General features: G+C 47.5%; 15 protein-coding genes and 1 tRNA gene. 6 read left to right on the forward strand and 10 right to left on the reverse strand.

Features of this window, described 5'->3' with window-relative positions; all coding sequences use genetic code 11:
- Nucleotides 1-21 precede the first annotated feature (21 nt).
- Complete coding sequence (locus GSO_RS07985; protein WP_010490888.1) at nucleotides 22-1,026, forward strand: aldo/keto reductase; 1,005 nt, start codon at nucleotides 22-24, stop codon at nucleotides 1,024-1,026.
- Nucleotides 1,027-1,098: 72 nt separating this feature from the next.
- Here GSO_RS07985 and GSO_RS07990 read toward each other — a convergent pair whose 3' ends face one another.
- Nucleotides 1,099-3,627 (reverse strand): excinuclease ABC subunit UvrA, encoded by a 2,529-nt coding sequence (locus GSO_RS07990; RefSeq protein ID WP_010490889.1) that lies wholly within the window; start codon nucleotides 3,625-3,627, stop codon nucleotides 1,099-1,101.
- Between the two features lie 658 nt (nucleotides 3,628-4,285).
- Nucleotides 4,286-4,702: a MarR family transcriptional regulator gene (locus GSO_RS08000; protein ID WP_010490890.1), complete on the reverse strand. Its 417-nt coding sequence runs from the start codon at nucleotides 4,700-4,702 to the stop codon at nucleotides 4,286-4,288.
- A 136-nt stretch (nucleotides 4,703-4,838) separates the two neighbouring features.
- Between GSO_RS08000 and GSO_RS08005 the strand changes: the two genes are divergently transcribed.
- Together GSO_RS08005 and GSO_RS08015 are read left to right on the forward strand one after the other, a co-directional pair.
- Nucleotides 4,839-5,483, forward strand: coding sequence for an HD domain-containing protein (locus tag GSO_RS08005; RefSeq protein ID WP_010490891.1), 645 nt, complete (start codon nucleotides 4,839-4,841; stop codon nucleotides 5,481-5,483).
- A gap of 1,094 nt (nucleotides 5,484-6,577) precedes the next feature.
- A complete protein-coding gene (locus tag GSO_RS08015; RefSeq protein WP_010490892.1) occupies nucleotides 6,578-8,179 on the forward strand; it encodes an ABC transporter ATP-binding protein in 1,602 nt (533 codons plus the stop codon).
- Nucleotides 8,180-8,406: 227 nt separating this feature from the next.
- On the opposite strand, the gene GSO_RS08020 is transcribed toward GSO_RS08015, so the two are convergent.
- The 6 genes from GSO_RS08020 to GSO_RS08045 are packed head-to-tail and all read right to left on the reverse strand — an operon-like array spanning nucleotide 8,407 to nucleotide 16,122.
- Nucleotides 8,407-9,300 (reverse strand): ROK family protein, encoded by an 894-nt coding sequence (locus tag GSO_RS08020; RefSeq protein ID WP_010490894.1) that lies wholly within the window; start codon nucleotides 9,298-9,300, stop codon nucleotides 8,407-8,409.
- Between the two features lie 10 nt (nucleotides 9,301-9,310).
- Nucleotides 9,311-10,681, reverse strand: coding sequence for a glycoside hydrolase family 1 protein (locus GSO_RS08025; RefSeq protein ID WP_010490896.1), 1,371 nt, complete (start codon nucleotides 10,679-10,681; stop codon nucleotides 9,311-9,313).
- 11 nt (nucleotides 10,682-10,692) lie between these two features.
- Nucleotides 10,693-11,484: a MurR/RpiR family transcriptional regulator gene (locus tag GSO_RS08030; RefSeq protein ID WP_010490898.1), complete on the reverse strand. Its 792-nt coding sequence runs from the start codon at nucleotides 11,482-11,484 to the stop codon at nucleotides 10,693-10,695.
- A gap of 11 nt (nucleotides 11,485-11,495) precedes the next feature.
- Nucleotides 11,496-14,117, reverse strand: a complete 2,622-nt coding sequence (locus GSO_RS08035) for a glycoside hydrolase family 38 N-terminal domain-containing protein (protein ID WP_010490900.1) — start codon at nucleotides 14,115-14,117, stop codon at nucleotides 11,496-11,498.
- 8 nt (nucleotides 14,118-14,125) lie between these two features.
- Entirely contained in the window at nucleotides 14,126-14,584 is a 459-nt protein-coding gene (locus GSO_RS08040) for a PTS sugar transporter subunit IIA (RefSeq protein WP_010490902.1), read from the reverse strand.
- Nucleotides 14,585-14,622: 38 nt separating this feature from the next.
- A complete protein-coding gene (locus tag GSO_RS08045) occupies nucleotides 14,623-16,122 on the reverse strand; it encodes a PTS fructose transporter subunit IIC (protein ID WP_010490904.1) in 1,500 nt (499 codons plus the stop codon).
- Nucleotides 16,123-16,373: 251 nt separating this feature from the next.
- On the opposite strand from GSO_RS08045, the gene GSO_RS08050 reads away from it, so the two are divergent.
- The 3 genes from GSO_RS08050 (at nucleotide 16,374) to GSO_RS08060 (ending at nucleotide 18,405) form a co-directional block, all read left to right on the forward strand.
- Nucleotides 16,374-16,446 (forward strand) — tRNA-Thr (locus GSO_RS08050).
- Nucleotides 16,447-16,627: 181 nt separating this feature from the next.
- Nucleotides 16,628-17,275 (forward strand): CPBP family intramembrane glutamic endopeptidase, encoded by a 648-nt coding sequence (locus GSO_RS08055; RefSeq protein WP_010490906.1) that lies wholly within the window; start codon nucleotides 16,628-16,630, stop codon nucleotides 17,273-17,275.
- Nucleotides 17,276-17,433: 158 nt separating this feature from the next.
- Nucleotides 17,434-18,405 (forward strand): TDT family transporter, encoded by a 972-nt coding sequence (locus GSO_RS08060; RefSeq protein WP_010490907.1) that lies wholly within the window; start codon nucleotides 17,434-17,436, stop codon nucleotides 18,403-18,405.
- 24 nt (nucleotides 18,406-18,429) lie between these two features.
- Here GSO_RS08060 and GSO_RS08065 read toward each other — a convergent pair whose 3' ends face one another.
- On the reverse strand, nucleotides 18,430-19,254 hold the full coding sequence (locus GSO_RS08065; protein ID WP_010490908.1) for a LysR family transcriptional regulator: 825 nt from the start codon (nucleotides 19,252-19,254) through the stop codon (nucleotides 18,430-18,432).
- Between the two features lie 387 nt (nucleotides 19,255-19,641).
- Nucleotides 19,642-21,930 carry an RNA polymerase recycling motor HelD gene (gene helD / locus GSO_RS08070; RefSeq protein ID WP_010490909.1) on the reverse strand — a complete coding sequence of 763 codons (2,289 nt, stop codon included), beginning with the start codon at nucleotides 21,928-21,930 and terminating at the stop codon, nucleotides 19,642-19,644.
- Nucleotides 21,931-22,015: the final 85 nt, after the last annotated feature.

A 22,015-nucleotide genomic window follows, 5' to 3' on the forward strand; every position in this document is an offset into this window, starting at 1 on the left:
ACAACTAGGGGGGCTTTGTTCATGTATCATGCAGCGACTGATCGTTATGCGAAGATGCCGGTTCGTCATGCCGGTAAGACAGGGTTGATGTTGCCGGCAATTTCTTTAGGATTGTGGCAGCATTATGGCAATCTGGATCCGTTTGATTCGCGGCGTTCGGTGATTCTGGATGCGTTTGATCATGGTGTTTTTCATTTTGATGTTGCCAATCATTATGGTAACGGCGATGTTGATCCGGGATACGGTTCGAGCGAAACGCTGTTGGGACAGATTCTGGCAACTGATTTGAAGGATTATCGTGATGAACTGGTGATTAGCACGAAGGTCGGCTATGAAATCCACCCAGGCCCATATGGCATCGGCACTTCACGCAAAGCCGTCATTCAAGGGCTGAATGACTCCCTCAAACGGTTGCGTCTGGATTATGTCGACATTTATTATGCACATCGTTTCGATGACACGGTGGCGTTGGAAGAGACCGTCAATGCGCTTGATCAAACCGTGCGGGATGGCAAGGCTTTGTATATCGGGATTTCCAATTATGATACGGAGCAGACCAAAGAGGCCATTGCGATGTTTAAAGACCTGCATACCCCGTTTGTCTTGAACCAGTTTAGTTACAACATGTTCAATCGCGAGGCAGAAACTTCCGGCCTGACGGATGCCCTGAAGGCGAATGGCGCTGGGTTGATTGCGTATGGCCCATTATCAGAAGGATTATTGTCTGATCGGTATCTTAACGGCATTCCGGATAGCTTCCAGATCCACCGTACCAACAAAGGCACTTTTGCAAAAGGTAAGGATGCCGTGGTTAAGAAGCTCAATGACTTGAACAAGATTGCCCAAGGACGTGGCCAGAAGTTGTCTCAGATGGCGTTGGCATGGCTTTTGCGTGATCCGGTCGTGACGAGTGTAATTATTGGTACGACCTCGGTTGAGCATCTGGAAGATAACCTCAAGGCGACAGAACATCTGACGTTCACGGCCGAAGAGGTTCAGCAAATTGATGATATTTTGAACGCATAAGGCGCAATCGTTTCGCGCTGGATATAAAAAATCGGCTCTAGAGATGATCTCCGGAGCCGATTTTGTTTGTTCTTATTTAACGTGAAAAGCCGCCAGATGTGCCGCTAAGTATTTGGCGGTTTCGCCTTGGCCTTGACGGGCGATGGCTTGTGGCGTGCCGGCTGCCATGACTTGGCCGCCTTCAGCCCCGCCTTTTGGTCCTAAGTCCAAGACGTAATCGGCATTGGCAATAACATCTAGATCGTGTTCAATGGCAATGACGGTTGCGCCGGTTTTTAAAAGGCGCTGGAAAACTGCGACTAATGTTTGAACATCAAGGGGATGCAGCCCAACGGAAGGTTCATCGAAGACGAATAGCGTATCTTTTTGGGAACGGCCCATGTGTGCGACCAGCTTAAGTCGTTGGGCCTCGCCGCCGGATAGCGTCGGTGTGCTTTCGCCTAAATGCAGATAACCCAGTCCCATGTCGTGGAGTGTCTGCAAGGTATGGGCGATTGCCGGTTCCTCTTTGAACACCTTGAGTGCGGTATCGACGTCGAGATCCAGCAGGTCGGCAATGCTGCGGTCGTGCCATTTGATTTTTAAGACTTCGGGATTGTAGCGGCGACCATGGCAGGTGGGACAGGTTTGCTGCATATCCGGCAAATACTGAATATCCAGATTAATGACGCCAGTACCACCACAGGTCGGGCAAGCACCCGCCTTGACGTTATAGGAGAAGTGACTGCTGGTATAGTGCTTGGCTTTGGCGTCTGGCAAAGCGGCGAACAGATGGCGCAGGTGATCTAGAATATCAGTGTAAGTGGCAACGGTTGAACGCACATTTTTGCCAACCGGCGTGGCATCAATGGCGACCACGTGCCGAATGCCACCGCTTTTGAGGTCACGGACAAAAGTCGGTCCGGGTTGATCTTTCGTTGCCGACAGTGCCGGGACTAATGCATCGAAAATGAGCGTCGACTTGCCAGCGCCAGAGAAGCCGGATACGACGGAGAAGCAATTAATCGGGAAGGCGACATGCAAATTGTGCAGGTTGAAGCGATCCGTCACGGTTAGCTGCAATTGCTTGGCCTTGGCAACTGCTTCGGCACCAGCTTGCGGGCGGACGATGAGTTGGGTTTTGCCGGTTAAAAATGGGGCAATTAACGAATGCGGATTACGGCTAATGGTGGCGGGATCCCCCTGATCGAGAATGCGACCCCCGTCAACGCCGGCACCCGGGCCGATTTCGACAATTTGATCCGCTGCGTTGATGATCGCCGTGTTGTGATCCACGACCACCAGTGAGTTGCCTTGATCAACCAAGCCGTGCATCACTTCCAATAAACCGGCAACATTGGCGGCATGTAACCCGATAGAAGGTTCGTCGAGGACGTACAGGACGCCGGTTGTTTCGGTGCGTAGTGTTCGACTGAGCTGGATGCGCTGCAATTCACCGGTGGACAACGATGCAGCAGCCCGGCTTAACGTCAGGTAACTCAGGCCCAAATCCATGATCGGCTTAAGCAGCTGCGTCAATTCTTTAATGATGTCGTGCGCCAATGCCTGCATATTTTCCGGCAACCACTGGTAGATTTTCGGGATAAAGGCAGAAAGCTGCGTCAGGGTCATGTCGCTGACTTGCGCGATGTTTTGATCAACCAAAAGTTGTGACAACAGTTTTGGTGCGAACCGGCTGCCATGACAGGTCGGGCAAACGCCGAACTCATAGAACCGATTCAGACGCTGGATCGCGCGTTCATTCTTGGTGGTGGCTAAAGAGTCTTCGACCGCATTGAAGGCATTTTCGTATTGGGCGTGATCCATATGGAAAACTCTGCCTGTTTTGCTGGGGATGTTGATGGCGTATTTTTTCCGTTGACCATGCCAAACCTGTTCCTGTTGGTCTTTAGGCAGATCCTGAAAAGGGGTATCGATGTCAATGCCGATTGCCTGGGCGACGTATGGCATGAAGTTGCGTCCGGGCAGCCGCCATGAGGCAACGGCGCCTTGGCGAATGGTCAGCGTTTGGTCGGGGATGAGGCGATTGGCCGCCAGCGTCCGCGCTTGACCCGTGCCGCCACAAGTTGGGCATGCGCCAGTCGAATTGAAGGCAAAATCCTCTGCCGCAAAGGCCATAAAGTGAACCCCGCAAGTCGGACAGGTGATCATACCCATCCCGCTTTCGCCATCATTTGGCAGATCCATGGCCTTGGCAATATCAAGTGTCGGCGGAACGCGGTGACCATTTGGACAAACCGGTGAGCCGAGACGCGAAAACATCAGGCGAATCACATTTAAGGCTTCCGTGGCGGTGCCAACGGTTGAGCGAATGCCAGGCACAACCGGCCGCTGTCTGAGGGCGATCGCACTGGGAATATGCTTGACCGAATCAGCCGCCGCCGGACTTGTCTGCCCTAATCGCCGGCGCGTATAAGTCGACAAAGCGCTCATATACCGCCGCATGCCTTCCGCGTACAAAACGCCCATCGCCAGCGAACTTTTACCGGAGCCTGAACGACCGGTAATCGCCACGAGTTTGTTTAAAGGAATATCTACGTTAAGGTGTTTCAAGTTGTTGACATAAGCACCGCGAACACTGATATGATCTGGAATTACCATCGGATCAGACTCCTTTGCCGGAATTAGTAAACTGTTTAAGGTTGAGTGATATGTCACTATGGGTTTATTGTAACGCAGAGGCAGATAGGGGCAAATTTGCATAGTCTGAGAGAGAAAAGGAAACCGAGCTTAAGAATGGAAATCGCCAAGAATATCCGAATATAATCGTCAGTGTAAAAACACCTGTCTCACAGGGAATAATGGTTCACGTGGAAGGAAAATCTGCGAAACAAAATGCTAAATAGGTATGTTAACCGTGTCGGCGCCACCCGTATTCCTATTTGTTGATACTCTGTCACAACGAGAGAAAATAGCGATGAAAAAGAAGATCAAAAAAATCAGGGAAAAGCCTCTCCAGTCGTTAGCGATCATTTTTGGCGCGATTGTTTGGGCCTGGATAGTTTTAAAATTACCGATTTTAGGAATTTCTGTTTTTTTAATATTCCTAATTTTGGCAATCATGACTTTGTTGTAATTGGCGACACATGTCAATGGAGTCCCATATTCAAATAATTTTGATGGGGTGCTAAGCTCCTTGTTAGCGGTCTTCTTAACAGGGGATCGCTTTTTGTCACTTTATCTGCCAGCTCTAATTTCAATTTAAAAAGCCTCACGCAAGCACTGCGTAAGGCGGGATTGCCAAACGTGACCGATTGGCTTATTCTTCGACTGCGACACCGGTGGCCTGGCTGAGCAGTTTGATGAGTTTGAGGTATTTCTTTTCACCCAATTCGTTGTACAGGCGCTCGAGGTTCCCCATGTATTCGGGCCCCAGATCCTCGACAGCGTCTTGTCCCGCTTCGCTGAGGACGAGTTTGAAGCTGCGGTAGTCGTCCGGGTCAGGCTGCTTGTCAAGCAACCCGCGGTCAAGCAACGGCCCGCTGGCTTTGGTGATGGCAGCTTTGGTGACATGCATCTCCTTGGCAAGACTCGTCGGCGTTTTTGGTGTCAGGTCCGTGGCCATCCAGAATAGCAGATTTTGCTGATTCAATGGGATGTCCGAAGATGACACTGGTGAGAAAAGTCGGTGGAATTGGTTAACCGATTGACTCGCCGACAAACAATGCTTTTTCATTTTAAAGTTCCCCCTTTTACATAACCTCTTTATACTTTAAGTATGAACTCTCGAGGTTAAGCCATGCAACAAATAGGGTAGCTTATCGGTTAATTAGTTCAGGTAATCACATTTGAAAGATTGGAAGGTGCGCTACATGATTGATTGGCAAGCGTTGACAGCCTATGCGCGCTCCGTCTCCGCACAGGATCACAGCGGTCATGGCTTCGACCATATTGAACGGGTGATCGCGATGGCCAAGCGGCTGGCCGCCGAAACTCCAGGCGTTGATTCGGCCGTCGTTGTCGCAGCAGCCACGATGCATGACACTTATGACGACAAATTGGTTAACGATGTCGCTGCGGCAAAATCAGCGGCGCGTCATGCGATGGCTGCAGCCGGTTTGACGGACGAACAGATTCAAGCAGTTATTGCAATTATTGACCACATGTCCTTTAAAGCCAATTTAGGGAAGCGTCAGCCGTTGTCCCTGGAAGGCCAGCTGGTGCAGGACGCGGACCGATTGGACGCTATTGGGGCAATCGGCATCGGCCGCGCCTTTATGTACGGTGGCGCACATGGTGGTCGCATGTATGATCCGGAACTGGCACCGCGAACAGCGTTAACGCCAAGCAATTATCGCACGAAAGAAAGCACTGTCATTAATCATTTCTATGAGAAATTGCTGAAGCTAAAAGATCAACTGAATACGCCGGCAGCCAAGCAACTTGCTGAACATCGGCAGCGGGTGATGGAAGATTTTTTGGCGGAATTTAAGGCTGAGTGGCGTGGCGAGCGATGAGCAGAGGAATGTAGTGTGAACAAGTAACCAAATAGTAGGTTAGCAAGAAATAGAACGTGGCAGAGGACTAAGAAGACCTACTTCCTGACCACAGCATATAAAAATTCCCCCAAGATATAATGAAAAATCATATTTGGAGGAATATCTTTGCTTTTCAGTTCTTATTTCTTTCCCATTTCGGCCAAAAGACTCAACGTTCCGAACGAGTATTGAACGGTCTTTTTACGAGAAAACATGGCAATACACCTAGTTATTACTGAACTTTCTGACTTTCTTGTTGTAATAAATGAACCAGACAACGGTTAGCAGAGAAAAAAGGGCAGATAACAGAGCAAGTAGCTTATTACTGCTGTTAAGTAGATCCAATCCAAGAAAAAGTATGGTCATCACTAAAATGATAAAGCCGGTGACTCGATATTTTATCAACAAATATTCCTCCTTTGGTAACAGCATCTGAATGTCACAATAAACGGCACAGTTTTCGTGGTAATTGCAACGATTAGTCTTATAAGATGGGACTCATTTTATGTAAGGGGGCAGACTTAAACTTAGAACCGTGATGAGGTTACCTAATTGATTGCTAGTGACTGATAAAAGTGCCCTTATACCTTATAACGATCGTTGCTTACCGACAATAATGGCATTATGTACCTCATGCAGGTATAGGTCAAGGCAGGATTTCTACATCTAAACTAAAACGTTAAAGTTGAATATCCGCTAAAATCCCCATACATTGGGATCCTTTAGTATCAAAACAAACACAAACTGAACCGCGGCGCATAGTTGAGCCGACCCAAAATATACGAAGAAATGTTTATGTCCACGTCAAATCTACAACAGATGCAGCATGATATTCACCTAAAAACTCAACACCTTTTAAAATTGGTCCATCGTTCTAACGCCCAACGTCAGGCAAATGCGCAAAAAACACAATAGCACACGAAAATAATGAGCAACGATTGTTATTATGAGAATTCGATGCTATTATTTGCTTATTCTAATATTCCAATGCGTTGATTGTGACATTGCTCGGCGTGTCAGTTTGCATTTCCGGCATAGACGGATCGTGTTTCTTGTGAAAAGAGGCCTTTTCAGTGACTTTTCGACAGTATCTTTTCCGACTAAAATGGCGGTTTGGTTTGTTTATTTTAATGTATGGCGTCATGATTGCTGCACTGACTGCGGTATCGGTTTTTACCGGGAACATGATCACGGCATTGACGCAATTTAAGGTTAATGCGTTCGTGACTGCGGCAATCGTGATGGTCGTAGCGACGATTTTGCAATTGATCGTGCAGACGTTGGTCAACATTTATCAGATCTCGCTCCAACGCCGGTTGAACAATGATATTCGCACGGAGATCACCAAGAGCATTGCGAAGATGCCGTTTGAACAGTACCATTCCCGGTCAGATGCGGTTTATACTTCGTGGATGACCAATGATGTCAACACCATTAATACCCAGGGGCTACGCAATGTCGCGTGTCTTATTCAGGCAAGTTGGCAGGTGGTTCTCAGTATTTTCGTTTTGTTGACGTATGATGCTTCGCTGTTTATCACGACACTGGTTTGCGCCGTGCTCTTAATCACGGTACCGATGATTTATCGCAAAAAGCTAAGCGCCGCCGCGGCAACATGGAGTCAGGAAAACGAGAAGTTAACCAATCGATTGACCGACATCCTCGAAGGGTTCAATACGCTCTTCATGGCTAATCGGCGTCACGTCATGGTGGAGCGGGTGCAGCAGGCTTCGGATGACGCGGGCCATGCGCAGGTCGGTTACATTCAGTTCAATATGGCCACTCAGTTTTTGATCAATTTGGTTAACTTGGGGAGCCAGCTATTTTTACTGATTCAGGCCGGGTTACTTGCTTACAATCACATCATTCCAGTTGGCGCGGTAGTGACGATTCATTCTGTCGCAGGAACGACATTTAGCGGCTTGACGCTAATGAGCTTCGCGCTGACCACTGTCAAGTCAGTTGCCCTGATTTTCGATAAGTTTGCCAAGGCGGTTCCGGCTCAGCAAGAGGCGAAAAAGCCTGTGACTCCGCTGACTGAAGCTATTAAGCTGCAAAATGTGACCTTTACATACCCGCATAAAAAAGAACCGGTCATTAATGATCTGAACATGACGCTGCAGGCTAATCAAAAAGTGGCGCTTGTCGGGCCATCCGGGCGGGGGAAAACGACCTTGTTGCGACTTATTAGCGATGTGCTGGCCGATTATCGCGGTGAGATCACCTGGGATGGTCACAATTACCGGCAGCTTGATCCGCGTTCTTTACGGGATCAGATTACTTACATCGAACAGGCTCCGTACATTTTTAACGACACGCTGCGGTTTAATTTAACCCTGGGACGACAAGTGGATGACAGCGTGTTACAACAGGCCATCAAAGGTGCGCAATTGACTGAATTTATGAAGCACCAAGCGCAAGGGTTAGATACGGTGCTGGAACACAATGGCGGTGATTTGTCAGGTGGGCAGAAACAGCGCATTGCCTTGGCACGGGGACTGATCAGACAAAGCCGGCTCATCATCAGCGATGAAGGCACCGCAGCACTGGACGCCAAAGCTGGGCTTTCCATTGAAAAGCTGCTGGTATCACTGCCGAAAACAACATTGATTATGGTGACTCATAATCTGCGTCGTGAAATTAAAGATCAACTTGACCGCGTGATCACGGTTTGAGGCGATTTTGTCGGGGCGAAAATTGAGGTCTGTCTGTTGCCCATTGTGGTGAGCACGAGTCGATGGCTACACTTAGAAACACGTTGGAATTCAGTGGCCTTGGCAGATGATTTAGAGTGTTGGTTCATTGATGCTTCGTTAATATTCTGTGTGGAAGCGAGAGGCCGAAAAGAGGCCACAGGGATGTGTCCCGATGGCCTCAATGTAGTTCGGATGACTTAGGGCAATTAGATCTCCCTAGCCTGCTCAGCTTCGAACTGAACATGACGACTTTTCTGGAAATTCAATGCAGCTCCAATTAGGTTGGCATCATTATGAAAATAGCAACATTTGACAGAAGGCATGATCTCTTCAACGCCTTCTTTTTTTAATTGCTCAAATAATCGTTTTGAAAGCTCATTTGCTAACGCTGGACGCTGGGAAATGCCACCGCCTAAAACGATCAATTCCGGATCAAACATGACTTGAACATTGTATAGATTCTTTGCCATGATCTGATACATTTCGTCTAGCAGCACGGTTGCGAGTTTATCACCATTTGCTGCTAACGCGTAAAGTGCTTTCCCGTCAATACAATCATTGGTTTGCTTGGAATAAGCATTTGCGGTTTTGACTAAGGTACCTTTTTGACTGAAGATTTGTGCGCTTTGACTTTTCAACAGACCGAGTTCGCCGCCAAATAGATGGCTTCCTTTGTATAATTCACGATTAACAAAGAGGGCACCGCCTACGCCTGTGCCTAAGACCACGAAGGCAATATTTTGCGCTGCTTTGCCAACGCCTAGTTCTACTTCAGCAATCCCGGCACAGTTAGCGTCGTTTTCGATCGTCACGGGCAAGTTAAAGTGTTGTTCGATTTCGTCAAAGATCGGTCGTTGATGGATGTACGGTACGGCACTGATGCCGAGTATCTTGCGCCGGTCTTGGTCAACTGCTCCCGGTGCACTGATGGCAATTCCTGTGAACTCGCGCTTGGCATCATCCATGATAGTCGCCATATTATCTAATAATTCGTCAAATGTGGTTGGTGTTGGAAAAGCGGCAACCGCGCTTAACTGTTGTTGCTCCCAAGTGCCATACTTTACGGTTGTTCCGCCAATATCAAATACGGCAAGACTCATTTTTCATCACCTAAAATCCATTGTTTTCACTGACCTGCTTCATCCATCGGCCACTCTTCTTTACTGACCGTTTACGTGTTGCCAAGTCCAGTCGATAAAAACCATAACGATTTTTGTAACCATTCAACCACGACCAGCAGTCAACAAACGTCCAAGCATGATAGCCAAAACAATTGCTGCCTTCGCGGATACCCTGATGTAGATAACTCAGATGTTCTTTCATAAAAGCGATGCGATAATCGTCTTCGATCTCGCCATTGGCATTCATGAAAGTTTCTTCCGCTGCCACGCCCATTCCATTTTCACTGACATACCAAGGTTTGTTGTGGTAGTCGTTTTTCATCATCATCGCGACATCATAAAGAGCTTCTGGATAGATTTCCCAACCGCGGTGAGGATTGATCCTTTTATCGGGCCAATCATATGGCTGATAGAAATCGTCCGGCATTTGCGCAGGCGTTTTGGGCTTTTCCTGAGCTTGAACTCGACGCGGTTGGTAATAATTTAAGCCGATGAAGTCCACAATATTGCCCTTAATCAGCGCGTGGTCTTCAGACTTTGTCGCCGGCATGAGTTCGTTTTCTTTTAATAGTATCAGCAACTCATCAGGAATGGTGCCTAAGACAGCAGGATCTAAAAAGCTGCGAGTATTTAATAGATCCGAGCGCTGAGCAGCCAATACGTCTGCTTCCGTGTCGCTTTTAGAATACGTGGGCGAGATGTTCAAAATAATCCCGATTTCACCTGTCTGGGTCACTTCTTTAAACGCTTTGACCGCAGCTTTATGTGCTAGCAAAGTATGATAACCAACTTGAACGGCTCGCTTGAAATCAACAACAGCCGGATAATGATATTGATAAAGATATCCACACTCAACATGGACAAGCGGCTCATTGAATGTTGTCCATTTATTGACAAGATCGTCGAACAATTCAAATGCCGTCCGTGCATAAAACGCAAAGGCGTCAATGGATTCTCGGTTTTCCCATCCGCCGCGGGCCATCAACCACATTGGGGTGTCAAAATGGAAAAGATTGATGATTGGTTCAACCCCATGATCGCGCATCGCTGAAAAGTATCGCCGATAAAAGGCCACGGCTTCTGGATTGACGGTCTTCCCATCCGGCAATAGACGCGCCCAGGAAATAGATGTTCTAAGTGAGTTTAGGCCAATCGCTTGCATGTTCTCACAGTCTTCTAAGTAATGGTCATACACATCAGATGTAATTTCAGGCCCTTGATGGTGGTAAAATTTTTCCGGTGCTGTTTGAAACCAGTGGTCCCAGATCGTGGCAGTTTTGCCGAAATTTGAACTTTGACCTTCTGTTTGCGGTGCCGACATTGCAGCACCCCACAAAAAGTTATCTGGAAAATTCTTCATGTTTCCTCCGCTTACTTGTGCAAGATTTGTTCCGATACCAGCCACTGTGAAAGGGAATCAGCATATAAGTGAATATATCTTTCGTAAACCATATCCAGCTGAATGAGGATCGGAATTTGGGGTGAGATATTGCCTAAGGCTTCCTCTTTGGTAAGGCTGGCAGCGAGCAACGTTACATCTGAATGCGGTATCAGATGCGAATATCGATTAGACGTGATCAGTAAAACCGGAATGTTCTTTTGTTTAGCAATCTTCATCGCTTCCAGCAAATCCTCGTCATCACCTCGTAAGCTGGCAACGACAATTAATTCATCTTCGTTGGCGAAGTTTGCCGACATCAGAATCGAGTTCTCATCAGCGATCACACGGACATACTTGCCGACTCGGGAAAACTTAAACTGAAAATCAGCAGCCGCATAAGAATTGAAGCCTTTGCCAAAAAAGTGAATAATTTTATGCTGATGGAGTCGTTCACAGAAAGCATCAATGACCGCTTGCGAGTAATTGCTATCACTGCGGGTTGCAAGTGAATGGTAAGCTGCCGTTATCTTTGATGATACCGACAAATTAGTGCTGTCATTGTTTAAAGAAAGCTTGTATAGAAAAACCAGTTCTTTGTAATTTGCCAGGCCGATTTTCTTGCAAAATCTTGTGATCGAAGATTTTGATACGGCTAGATGCTCAGATAACTTATCAATAGTCATCGTCGGCTGCTTACTTAAATGGTAGTCTGCTATCACCTGCTCAACAGAGGTAAAATTCAACCGACAGGACTCTATTAAAATAAAGATATCTTCTTGCATTCGTTTTCCCCTCAATCAACGATATGAATCGTCTTTATTTCACCCGGTTTAAAGGTTCCTAAAGGAATCGTATCATTTTCCCTTGTTACGGAGACAGGATGACCTCTTAAATCAACAAAGGTATAACGCAGTCCACAGACACCCTTAATATTTCCGCCATTAACTTCTTGGTGGCAGTCCGGATTATAGACTCGAATATCAAAACCCGGTTCATCCGTGCTTTTGACTAATGCACTGAAAACAAGAGTATCACTGTCAAGGGTAACGCTTTCTGGGACGGTCACTTTGTGGGGTAAAGGATTCGACACAAAGTATTTAAGTGTAGTCGTAAAGCGATTCATTTCTTGGATCTGATAATAGGGGTTGCTAATCGCATAATCGAGGTAATCTTTGGCTAACTGCGCCGGCTTAAAGTCATGGTCTAACTGAAGTGCAAATTTGAAATGCATTCTTTTCTGTAACTGGCTATCTGGCGTGGGGATGGCTTTGAATTCATTCCCTGAGGCGACGCCCGGGCGTCTCAGCAAATCCGGGCGTCCGAGATAACCCACCGAACGAAATAACGTCAATGCAATCGTTTGAAACTTATTGCCGATCAATTGATACTCTTTCATCCCTTTACTGAATACTGTCCAGCTAGAGCCCGGACCATGACTGTTAACATACGTCAGCATCGGAAAGATCGCGGTTGGCTCTTCCCGCCATCCTTGCGCTTGCCAATCATTGATATGGGGATCCTCCACCGGACGCTCGATCGTACCGAAAGGGGTGTCTGCATAAGAAACCGCATTCTGATTTGGCGTCTTGATTAGCACCCTCAGGCGATGGTCACAGGCACGATTATCGACTTCCAAATGAAATTGGATTTGATGGCTTCCTTTCAGTAGCTCAATCGTTAATTGATATGGCAACTTTTGGGTTCTTTTTTGGGCTTCACGTTCCTGAGGATCTTTCGCAACCTGCCATGTACCGGTAAAAATGAACTTTTCCACTAACTGATTCTTGGTTGTCTTACAAGTTGCATCGGATAAATTCAAACGATACCGATGATCTGCGTACGGCGGCGAATAATCGTAGGTGTCGCCTTCATCTCCGCTGTCTTCAAATGCCAGAAAGTGCTTATAGCTTGTTTTTTCCTTGCGATCCATCAAAGTCAACTCGCCGGCTTCAAGTGTCACTTGATAGTCGTCGTTCGCAATTGAAGCACAGACAGCTTCGGTTGGCGATGCTACTGATGACGCTTGGTGTCGCTCAACGACCTGATACGTCGCGAAACTCAGCGGTGGTAGTTCCACCTCGACTAAGCCTTCATGGACAAAATAAACACTGGCGGGACTATCAGTCTTTGTTTCTCGGCGAATCGAATCATTGGATTCCTTTCGCGTATGGCTGGGCTCAAAAGGAATTGTGACGCCGTCTTTTTCAATCGAAATCGCCGCAAACGGTGTCGAAATAGCGCATTTTATTACTTTTTTGGTTTTCCATGGTAATGTGTTGAAAATTACCAGTTCACCATCGACTACCTGCAAGCGCGATTCGGAAATCTTCCTAGTCAGGTAATCAACTAACGAATAGGAGAGCTGATCCGCCTCGTTAAAGCGTTCTGTAATGATTTGATTCGTTTTGTCGCTATTGCATCCGCCAGCAGAATCGTGGGCATGGTTTTTATTCAACAGTTTCCAGATTCGATCTAGCAAGCCTTTTTTATAAGGGATCCCGCATTTTTCTGCCATCACCATTAAGGGTTCCGCTTGGTAAATCATGCGACGCTCCACTTTGTCATTCAAATACTTATGATCATAACGGGAAGAGTAAATCGAGCGATGGATTTTAGAAACCGTGCTAGCGGTAAATTCACCTGAGACCGTTGGCAATTTATTGTCTTTAATCGCCTCGAAAAAAGCTGCATAATGACTTTCTTCCAGTTCTGTATCCGGAAGTGCTTGCTGGTATAAACTAATTCGTTCACGTAGATTAAAGTCAACATATCGTTGATCACCGCCCACGGGCAAAACCAGATCATCTCCAGTGGCACCATTAGCAATCGTGTCTATGAGTGCAGGTGCATCGTCTGAGTAAATTAAGCCAACTCCAACAAAATAACCGTCTTTGATATTTGCCGCTAAAACAGACGAGCCATCTTCCGCTTGCCAGTGAAATTCACGTTTTGTCGTGACATCGCTGGGCACCCCACGCCAGAAAACTGCTTGCTGAATACCAACGCCGTTATAAATTTTCGGCATATCCTTACTTTGCCCAAAAGAATCAGGCAAATAGCCGATATTCATATAACCTCCCAACGATTCCGCTAAAGTCATACCTAGATTCAGGTTTCTGACAATTGATTCACCGCGAACGATCAATTCATCGGTTTGTGTATACCAAGGGCCAATCGCGAGTTTTCCGCTTTTGACTAATGCCATTAAACGCGCTTTTTGGGTTGGAAAACTGGTTAAATAATCGTCCAAGATGCTCATCTGCCCATCTAGCAGATAGTAATCAATTTGCCGATTCTCCAGTGCCCGCATGACTTCATCCAGATGATAAGCCAGTTGAACAAAGGATTCGTTGGTGGTGAAATACCATTCAAAATCCCAATGTGTATGATGGATGACATGAACTTTTCTTTTCACTTTTTGAATTAACCCCTAAATTCGATTTGATCAATGATCGCCGTCAACTGTTCCGGATCGTCTTGTTGTAAAAGTCCTGTTCTAAAGTTTTGGTCGATCATTTTTCTGGCAATCAAACTCAACAATTTCAAGTGTTCGGTGGCCCCATCTTCCGGAATGGTCAAACCAAGCGCGACTTTAACTGGTTTCTGATCCAATGCCTGCCAGGGAATTGCTTGCTTAAACTTTATCAGAAATAAGCCGGGCTTCTTATTGACGCTGCTTTTGCAATGGGGGATCGCGATATGGTCCTTAAACCCGGTTGTTGCTTCCTGCTCCCGTGCTTTCAAGCATTCAAAATAGGCAGCCTCATCGGATACAAAGCCTGAAGCATAGGCAAACTTTGCAAGGCTTTTGAAAGCCTGTTCTTGCGTCGCTGCCGATTCGTCAAATAAAATATGGCTGCGATTAAATACTTCTCGATTCATAATCTCTACCTGCCTTTTCGTTTAATGAGCTCATCCGATTAGTCTTGCTTGTTCTGATCAACAACGATCACTTGTCCGGTTTGTTTGCGAGTAAAACCGATCAATAGCGCTGCGGTCAAGATGCCCGCACTGACACATAAAATCCATGTAATAAAAGGTAGTGGTTGTTCAATATAACCAATAAATGTTCCTAAGGGCGAACCGATTCCCCCGTAAAACTTGCACCCGGTTGCCGCTACTAAACCGCCAGCAACAGCTGATCCGACCACGTTAGAGAAAATCATTCTGACCGGGTCCGCCGCAACGAATGGAATGGCACCTTCCGTAACGCCGACAATTCCCATGCCAAAAGCGGCACTGGCAGCCACTTTCTCATCTTTAGAGAATTTATTTTTGAAGAGGATGGTTGCTAACCAAACTCCCAATGGCGCAACGGAAATGGCGGCCTGAGTCGCTGTTCCGGGCACAAAGTTTGCACCATCAATACCGTATTTGGTTAATGTGTCTGTAAAAATTGCGGTACCAAAAACCAAGGCCGTTTTATTGATCGGACCACCCAGATCAAAACCGATCATTGCGCCGCAAATGGCACCAATCAAAATCGGAGCGCCTGCATAGTTGTTATTCAGGTTCGTCAAGCCTTTATACATCTCATCCATGCCAATGGCGATCGGACTACCAATGATGTAAAGGACAATCAATGTAATCACTGCCGTTGCAATGAATGGAATGATCATGATTGGCACAATTGGAACAAGCAATTTTGGCCATTTGATTTTCTTCAAGCCCTTAACCATGTAACCAACGATAAAGGCGACAATGATCGCACCGATAAAACCGCCACCTGCTTTGGTGTTAAGAAACTCGGGGTCATTAACGAGATAAGCTCCGATCATGGCCGGCGCAATCGCGGGTTTGTCTGCAATCGAGTTCGCAACAAAGCCCGCAAACAACGGGATCATCAACTTAAAGCCAACTTGACCCACGTAGAACAGCTTCTCCATTAGGAAGCCCATCTGAGTTTTATTATCAAAACCCCACTTGACGATTCGACCTAAGTCATCTTTTTGAAAGGCGTATAAATTGGCAATTGTCAAAATCAACCCCGCGGCGATAACCATGGGTACCATGTAAGAAATGCCGCTCATAATGTGGGTAAAAAAATTGACTTTCTCTTTATCGCTACCTACTTGGATCCGGCCAATTTTCGCACCTTTCTTTCCAAAAACCTTTGCCTCTGAAAACGCCTGATTGATTAATCCTTCCGAATCCTCGATTGCCTGTTTCGACTTTGTGACCAGAAGCCACTTGCCGGTAAATCGGATTGGGTCAATCTTGATATCCGATGCGACAATGACCACATCGGCCTGTTCAATATCCTTAGTGGTCAAGACGTTTTCGGCACCAATCGCTCCATTCGTCTCGACCTTGATCTCATATCCCATTTTCCTAGCTGCTTGTTCAAGCGACTCCGCAGCCATATAAGTATGGGCGATTCCCGCTGCGCAAGCCGTCACAGCAACAATTTTTCTCTCCATATCGGTGGACCTCCGTTTGTTTATTTTCAATATGGAGATTACCTGATTCCCGACTGCAACAAAAGCGCTTTCCTGCTTTTAGGTACTAGTATCAGACTTTCCATTCTCATTGATATTTCTTTCAGGATCCATTAGTGCAATCAGCCCGTTCTTAGTCGACATCCAGACGACTTTTTCCAAAAAAGGCTTGCGAGTGCTGAAGATTTAGTGTACATTAATTAGGCAGTTGTTTTTAAACAACCGAAACATTTGCCGTCTTAGCTCAGTCGGTAGAGCGCATCCATGGTAAGGATGAGGTCGTCGGTTCAAGCCCGATAGACGGCTGCAAATGACGTTGCCTGACAGGTCAGTTGATCTGTTGGGCTTTTTTTCTGCATTTAAACGGGTGGAACGCGAGCGAGCCTTATAACGATCTGCGTGAGCAACGAAAGCCCAAGATTTTGGTGCTCGAGAAATTATTGGTATGATGAAACAGTAACGACTCTCCCTTGAAAGGACGTTAACTTTGAAAATATTCCATTCTTTTTTACAGGTATTAGGTGTCGGCATTGGGTTTATCTTATACTCGTTTGCTGAGTTGGCACTGGTTCGTGGGGAAGTGGCTTGGGGTGCTTATGGCGCGATTGGCGCGTTTGTCATTTCGTTTGGGGTATTGATCGGGCTGTTAATGCTGGTCTATCGCCGGTTGTATCGGCAGCAAGGTCCCTTGACGGTGAAGCATCCGGCAGCCGTTATTTGGCAGGGAATCGGCTTGCTTTTCGTCATTCAGTTAACCAATTCGTTACTGATGCATTTGTTACATACCCCGCAAGCAGCGAATCGGAGCAATTTACTTCATCTGGTGAAAACTTATCCTTGGGGCATTAAGTTACTGGCCGTGGTCGGAGGTCCGATTGTTGAAGAGTACCTTTTTCGCGGCTTGTTGATGAACAGTTTCGGCTCATTACGACAGCGCAAGTGGCAGTGGGTCAGCATTTTAGTCAGTGCTTTTACGTTCGGCTTTGCCCACGTTGTCGGGTCACGGATTGACTACAACCTCTTCATTTACGCCGCGCTTGGTGGCGTCTTGGCCTGGACCTATCTGCGAACCCGCGACATGCGCTATTCGATTGGGTTGCACATGCTTAACAATGCCACGATCCTGTTAGTTTAAATCGTGTGCGGACTGAAAAACGTTGACGGTCGGCTTTGCGGCTGACTGTCAATGTTTTTTAAGTCTCATTCAATTTCTGAATATTATCGATGCAATACATTCATTTAGCTATTGCCAATCATTCTTGTTAGACTCAATGGCATGCGAAGGAGGCTGACATGACAACATTTTTGAAAAAAGTACCGTTACCAATGGCCGGCTTGACACTGGGTCTGGCATCGTTAGGGAACTTATATAAATTAGCCGGATGGCAACTGGCGGGGGATGTCACCGGCATTGTGGCGCTTTTGCTGTTTGCGGTGATTTTACTGAAACTTTGCCTGACGCCACTTCATGCTGCCAAAAGTTTACAGGATCCGATCATCGCGTCGGTGTCGCCGACATTTTCGATGACGCTGATGATTTTGTGCACCTACTTCACGGCTTGGGGGATGCCGGGACAAGTGGCGACTGTTGTGTGGGTGATGGCGGTACTCATTCACTTTGGTCTGATGGCATTCTTCCTGTCCCGGCACTTGCTCACGCAGCAAAAAGCCTGGCACATGATTTACCCGAGTTGGTTCGTCACGTTTGTCGGATTAGGCGTTATTCCAGTGACCAGTGCCCAGTTTGTGCCTGCTTTGGGGCAGCCGCTTTTCTGGATCGCATTTGTCTTGTATGCCGCGTTGTTTCCCGTGGTCGTGCATCGCGTGCGGGTGGTACCATTACCAGAGGCTACCCAGCCACTGTTAACCATTATGGCAGCACCGGCCTCGCTGTGCTTAACCGGTTATCTCGCCAGCTTCAATCGGCCTAATTTCTGGTTTGCACTTGGCATGTTGATCTTCGCCCAAGGCTTATATTTTGGTACGCTCTTCAGCATTCGCCAGTACACGCGGTTGTCGTTTTATCCAAGCTTTGCGGCGTTTACGTTTCCGCTGGTCATCTCCGCAACGGCGTTAACGCGCTTTATCGGCATTTTTGCCAAAACCGGTGTTGCCCATAACCTGTTAAGCGTGGTGCAGTGGAGCGAATGGTTGGTTGCCACGTTGATGTTGATATTCGTCACGGGTCATTACCTGCGCTTTTTGCATCTGAATGTTCGCGCCAGTTGGCAGACCCAGCAAGCGCCGAGTGATACGGCTGATTAATTAGCTGATGATGATGTTGATGATTTAGTCGGCTTTGTTGGCTAAATGCTGGATCGTGTCCACCATGGCTTGCTTGTGCGGCCAGTGAACATCGGGATTTTGCAACAGGTAAAAATGCCGACGAAACTTTGCGCCGATGGTTTGCTGTGGCACTTCTTGGGGGACGATTCGATCTGAAAGCAACGCCTGACCGACCTTGTTTTGCACCAGCGCTCGGAGCATGCTGTTGTTGTTAACGGTCATGAGATGATCGGGTGTGATGCCGGCTTCTTGTAGATAGGCAGTTGTGTAGTAGCGCATGCCGGAGCCTTCCTCGCGCGTGAGCCAGGTACCGGTAGGCCAGCCTGCCACCACCAGTTGATCGGCGCAAAGCGTGGTTCTAACAGCACCTTTTAGCGTTAACGGTTGTTCGATGAATCCTAGATCAAGCCGCCGCGCCTCCATCTGCTTCACCACCTGGAGCGAATTCAAAACGGCAACATTGAATTCCAGAAAAGGAAAGGCTGCCTTCAATCCGCGTGCCAAACTCGGGAATAGGACAACGGCAATACTTTGCGAAATGCCGATATTCAATTCGACCGATGCAGCTGCAGCGGTGTTTTGCATCGCCTGTTTGGTTTTATCCCAGTCAGCAAGCATGTTGGTGCTAAACTCATAGAGAATATCAGCCGCTGCTGTTGGAATAGTGGCACTGCGTTTGTTCCGCTCAAAAAGGGAAACATTCAGCTCATGTTCCAGTTGGTGAATGTGATGCGAAACAGTCGGCTGACTGGAAAACAGCTGCTCGGCGGCCAAGGAAAAGCTGCGGGTTTCATAAACCGCCATGAAGGTTCGAAGCAGATTGAACAAGACGTTGCCTCCGGTGTCTTTTATTTAGAACGTTGATTAAAAGGCTTTCATTGATAAGCTAACATAATATTAGTTGCAAAATCAAATCGGCGCTAACGATCAGGATCAGTCATCGTTAGTGCCGATTTTTGTGAGTATATTACAGAATTGATGGGACAAAATATTAGTGCCAAAGCGGAGCAATCGGAGGCGGGGGCGGGCTCAGTGGTGAGATTGTACTAGCCGGGCGATCTTCCCGGCGTAGTACAAGGCCGAGCTTAGAGACTCTGCTGGTTTTGCAGAGGCTCTAAGTCGTGCCCACCACTCTAGCTTCGCGGTCGCCAGCCCTTGCCCCCGCCGGAGATTGCGGAGTTTGGCGCGACATGGGACTAATTGCAGTCGAAGCAACTAAACCCTTGCCTCCGAAGCATCGCCAGCGTGCCGATAGAGATCAGTCGGCAACGCCGTGATCAGCGGACTAGGCTCGTCCAGTGCGACCAGATTCAAATGGTGCAATGCGCGGGAACACAGGGTATAGAGAATATCGCGATCGGCTTCATTTTGATAGGTTGACGCAGAGACATCCCAACCCACGACCGCATCGAATTCAAGTCCCTTGGCCAGGTAAACCGGCAGAATGACACAACCGCTTTTGAGACTGTGATCGTTCGCAGACAATAACGTGACCGGGGTGTCGAGCTTGAGCGTCGCGTAAAGCTGATCCGCAGTCTGGGCGTCTTTGGTTAAAATCGCCACCGTGCCATCGGCCGTCAACAGCCGTGTGACCAGCTTGGACAGGGCCGCGGCCGCATCCGCGCGCGGAACCGTTAAAACTTCCGGCTTGTCGCCAGCGCGATTGAAGGCTTGGATATGGTCGTGTTCAGGCAACAGGGCTTTGGCAAAATTCGTAATTGGCTGCGTCGAACGATAGCTCTTGTTTAACGTAATGAGCCGAATTTTGTACCCCGCAAAGACGTCTTTGATTTCATGAATGAAGTCACTAGGCTGATAGTTGCTGGTAAAGACGTCCTGCTTGGCATCCCCGAGCAAGGTTAACTTGGCTTTAGGGAACGCGTGCTTCAGGTACAACAATTGCGCCATGCTGAAATCCTGCATTTCATCGACAAAGACGTACTGAATCAGGCTGTTTTGCCCGCTGCCCGTGCTCAGGTCGCGTAGATATAGCAGTGGCGCGGCATCCTCAAGACGCAAGTGATGCGATTCAATCCCATCGGAAAAGGCGGTGATCATGGTCTGCCAAATCGATTCACTGACCGGTGCATCAACCTGGGCCATGAAGTGCTGGTAATCTTGGAACACATCATAGAAGTGATCATTGTAAAGCGCGTCGTAAATCGGGGCAAACGCCTTGGAGACAATGGCCTCTGAGACGAATTGCTGCTCGTCTTCACCGGTAGCAAATTCATGATCGGCGGTTAAGGTTTCTAATTCACTTTGCGATAAATCTGAAACCTGCAATTGCGCCCAGTCCTGTTTGGCTTCCATATGAATGCGAGCATTCAAGCGTTTGATCAAGGCGTTTTTAGTGGCCGTAAACTTGTCGACTGGCTGCATCAGCGCTGGTTGCGACTGGTAAATCTTGGCAATATTAGCGGCGGGAAAGAAGGTTTCACCGTTAAACTCGACATCAATAAAATGCGGCGTGCGGTCCGGGTTTTTGGCAAAGTCATAGATGGCTTCCAAGTAACTTGGGGCTTCTTTGAATCGGCGAATGGTTTCGGCAGCTTTTGGCAAGCCCGCCGCGTCGTGTTCATAGCGTTCGAACAGGGTTTCTACGTGGAGGCCAGTGAAGCGGTTGGCTAAAAATTCAAATAACGTGGCCTGCCGCATGTTCTTTTCACCAAGACTTGGCAACACTTGGGAAATGTAATTGGCGAAAAGTCTATTTGGCGAAAAGAGCACCATCTGATCGGCGTCTAGATCGCTGCGGCTGTGGTACAGCAGGTAAGCAACACGTTGCAGCACGGCGCTAGTTTTACCGGAACCGGCGACCCCTTGCACCACCAGCAAATCACTGGAAGTGTCACGGATAATGTCATTTTGTTCTCGCTGAATCGTTGCGACGATGTTTTTCATGTATTCGTCGGATTGATCGCCAAGAACCGACTGCAGAATTTCATCGCCCACAGTTTCGTTGGTATCAAACATGGTTTTGATATGGCCATGTTCAATTTGAAATTGGCGCTTGTTTTTCAAAACCGCGTGTTGTTCTCCAGCAGGCGTTTCATAGGTGACATCACCGAGGGTGCCATTGTAGTAGATGGAACTAATCGGCGCGCGCCAGTCATACACTAGAAAATCACCGTTCTCATCAATGAACGTCGCTGTCCCGATATAAAGGGTATCTGGCTCACCATCTTCATCGATGTCAATACGGCCAAAATAAGGATTGTCCGCCAGTAGCGTCAGGCGATCACCTTCGTGTTTGAGGATCGTTTCGTTTTCAACGGCCCGCGCGACCATGACTTTTTGCTGCTGAACAGCGGCGTTGGTTTCCATTTGGTCATCGACTTCGGTGACGTTGACTTTCGTGTTTTCACCGTAAGCCCGTTCAATGCGGCTGGTTTCGCGGTGCGCCGCTTCGATTTGCTCATGAATAGCCGCTAACCTTGCCTTCAGCTTCTCGATAACCGCCGTGACGCGTGCTTGTTCTTCTGCTTTAGTTGCATTCTCCATAATAGCGGCGCTCCTCTCGTGTTTAAAATAGTGTCAACAATCTTAAGCCCAGCGGCCTGAAAAGTAAAGCAATGCGACATAACGC

The organism is Lacticaseibacillus zeae DSM 20178 = KCTC 3804 (assembly GCF_000260435.1).
Lineage (GTDB): Bacteria > Bacillota > Bacilli > Lactobacillales > Lactobacillaceae > Lacticaseibacillus > Lacticaseibacillus zeae.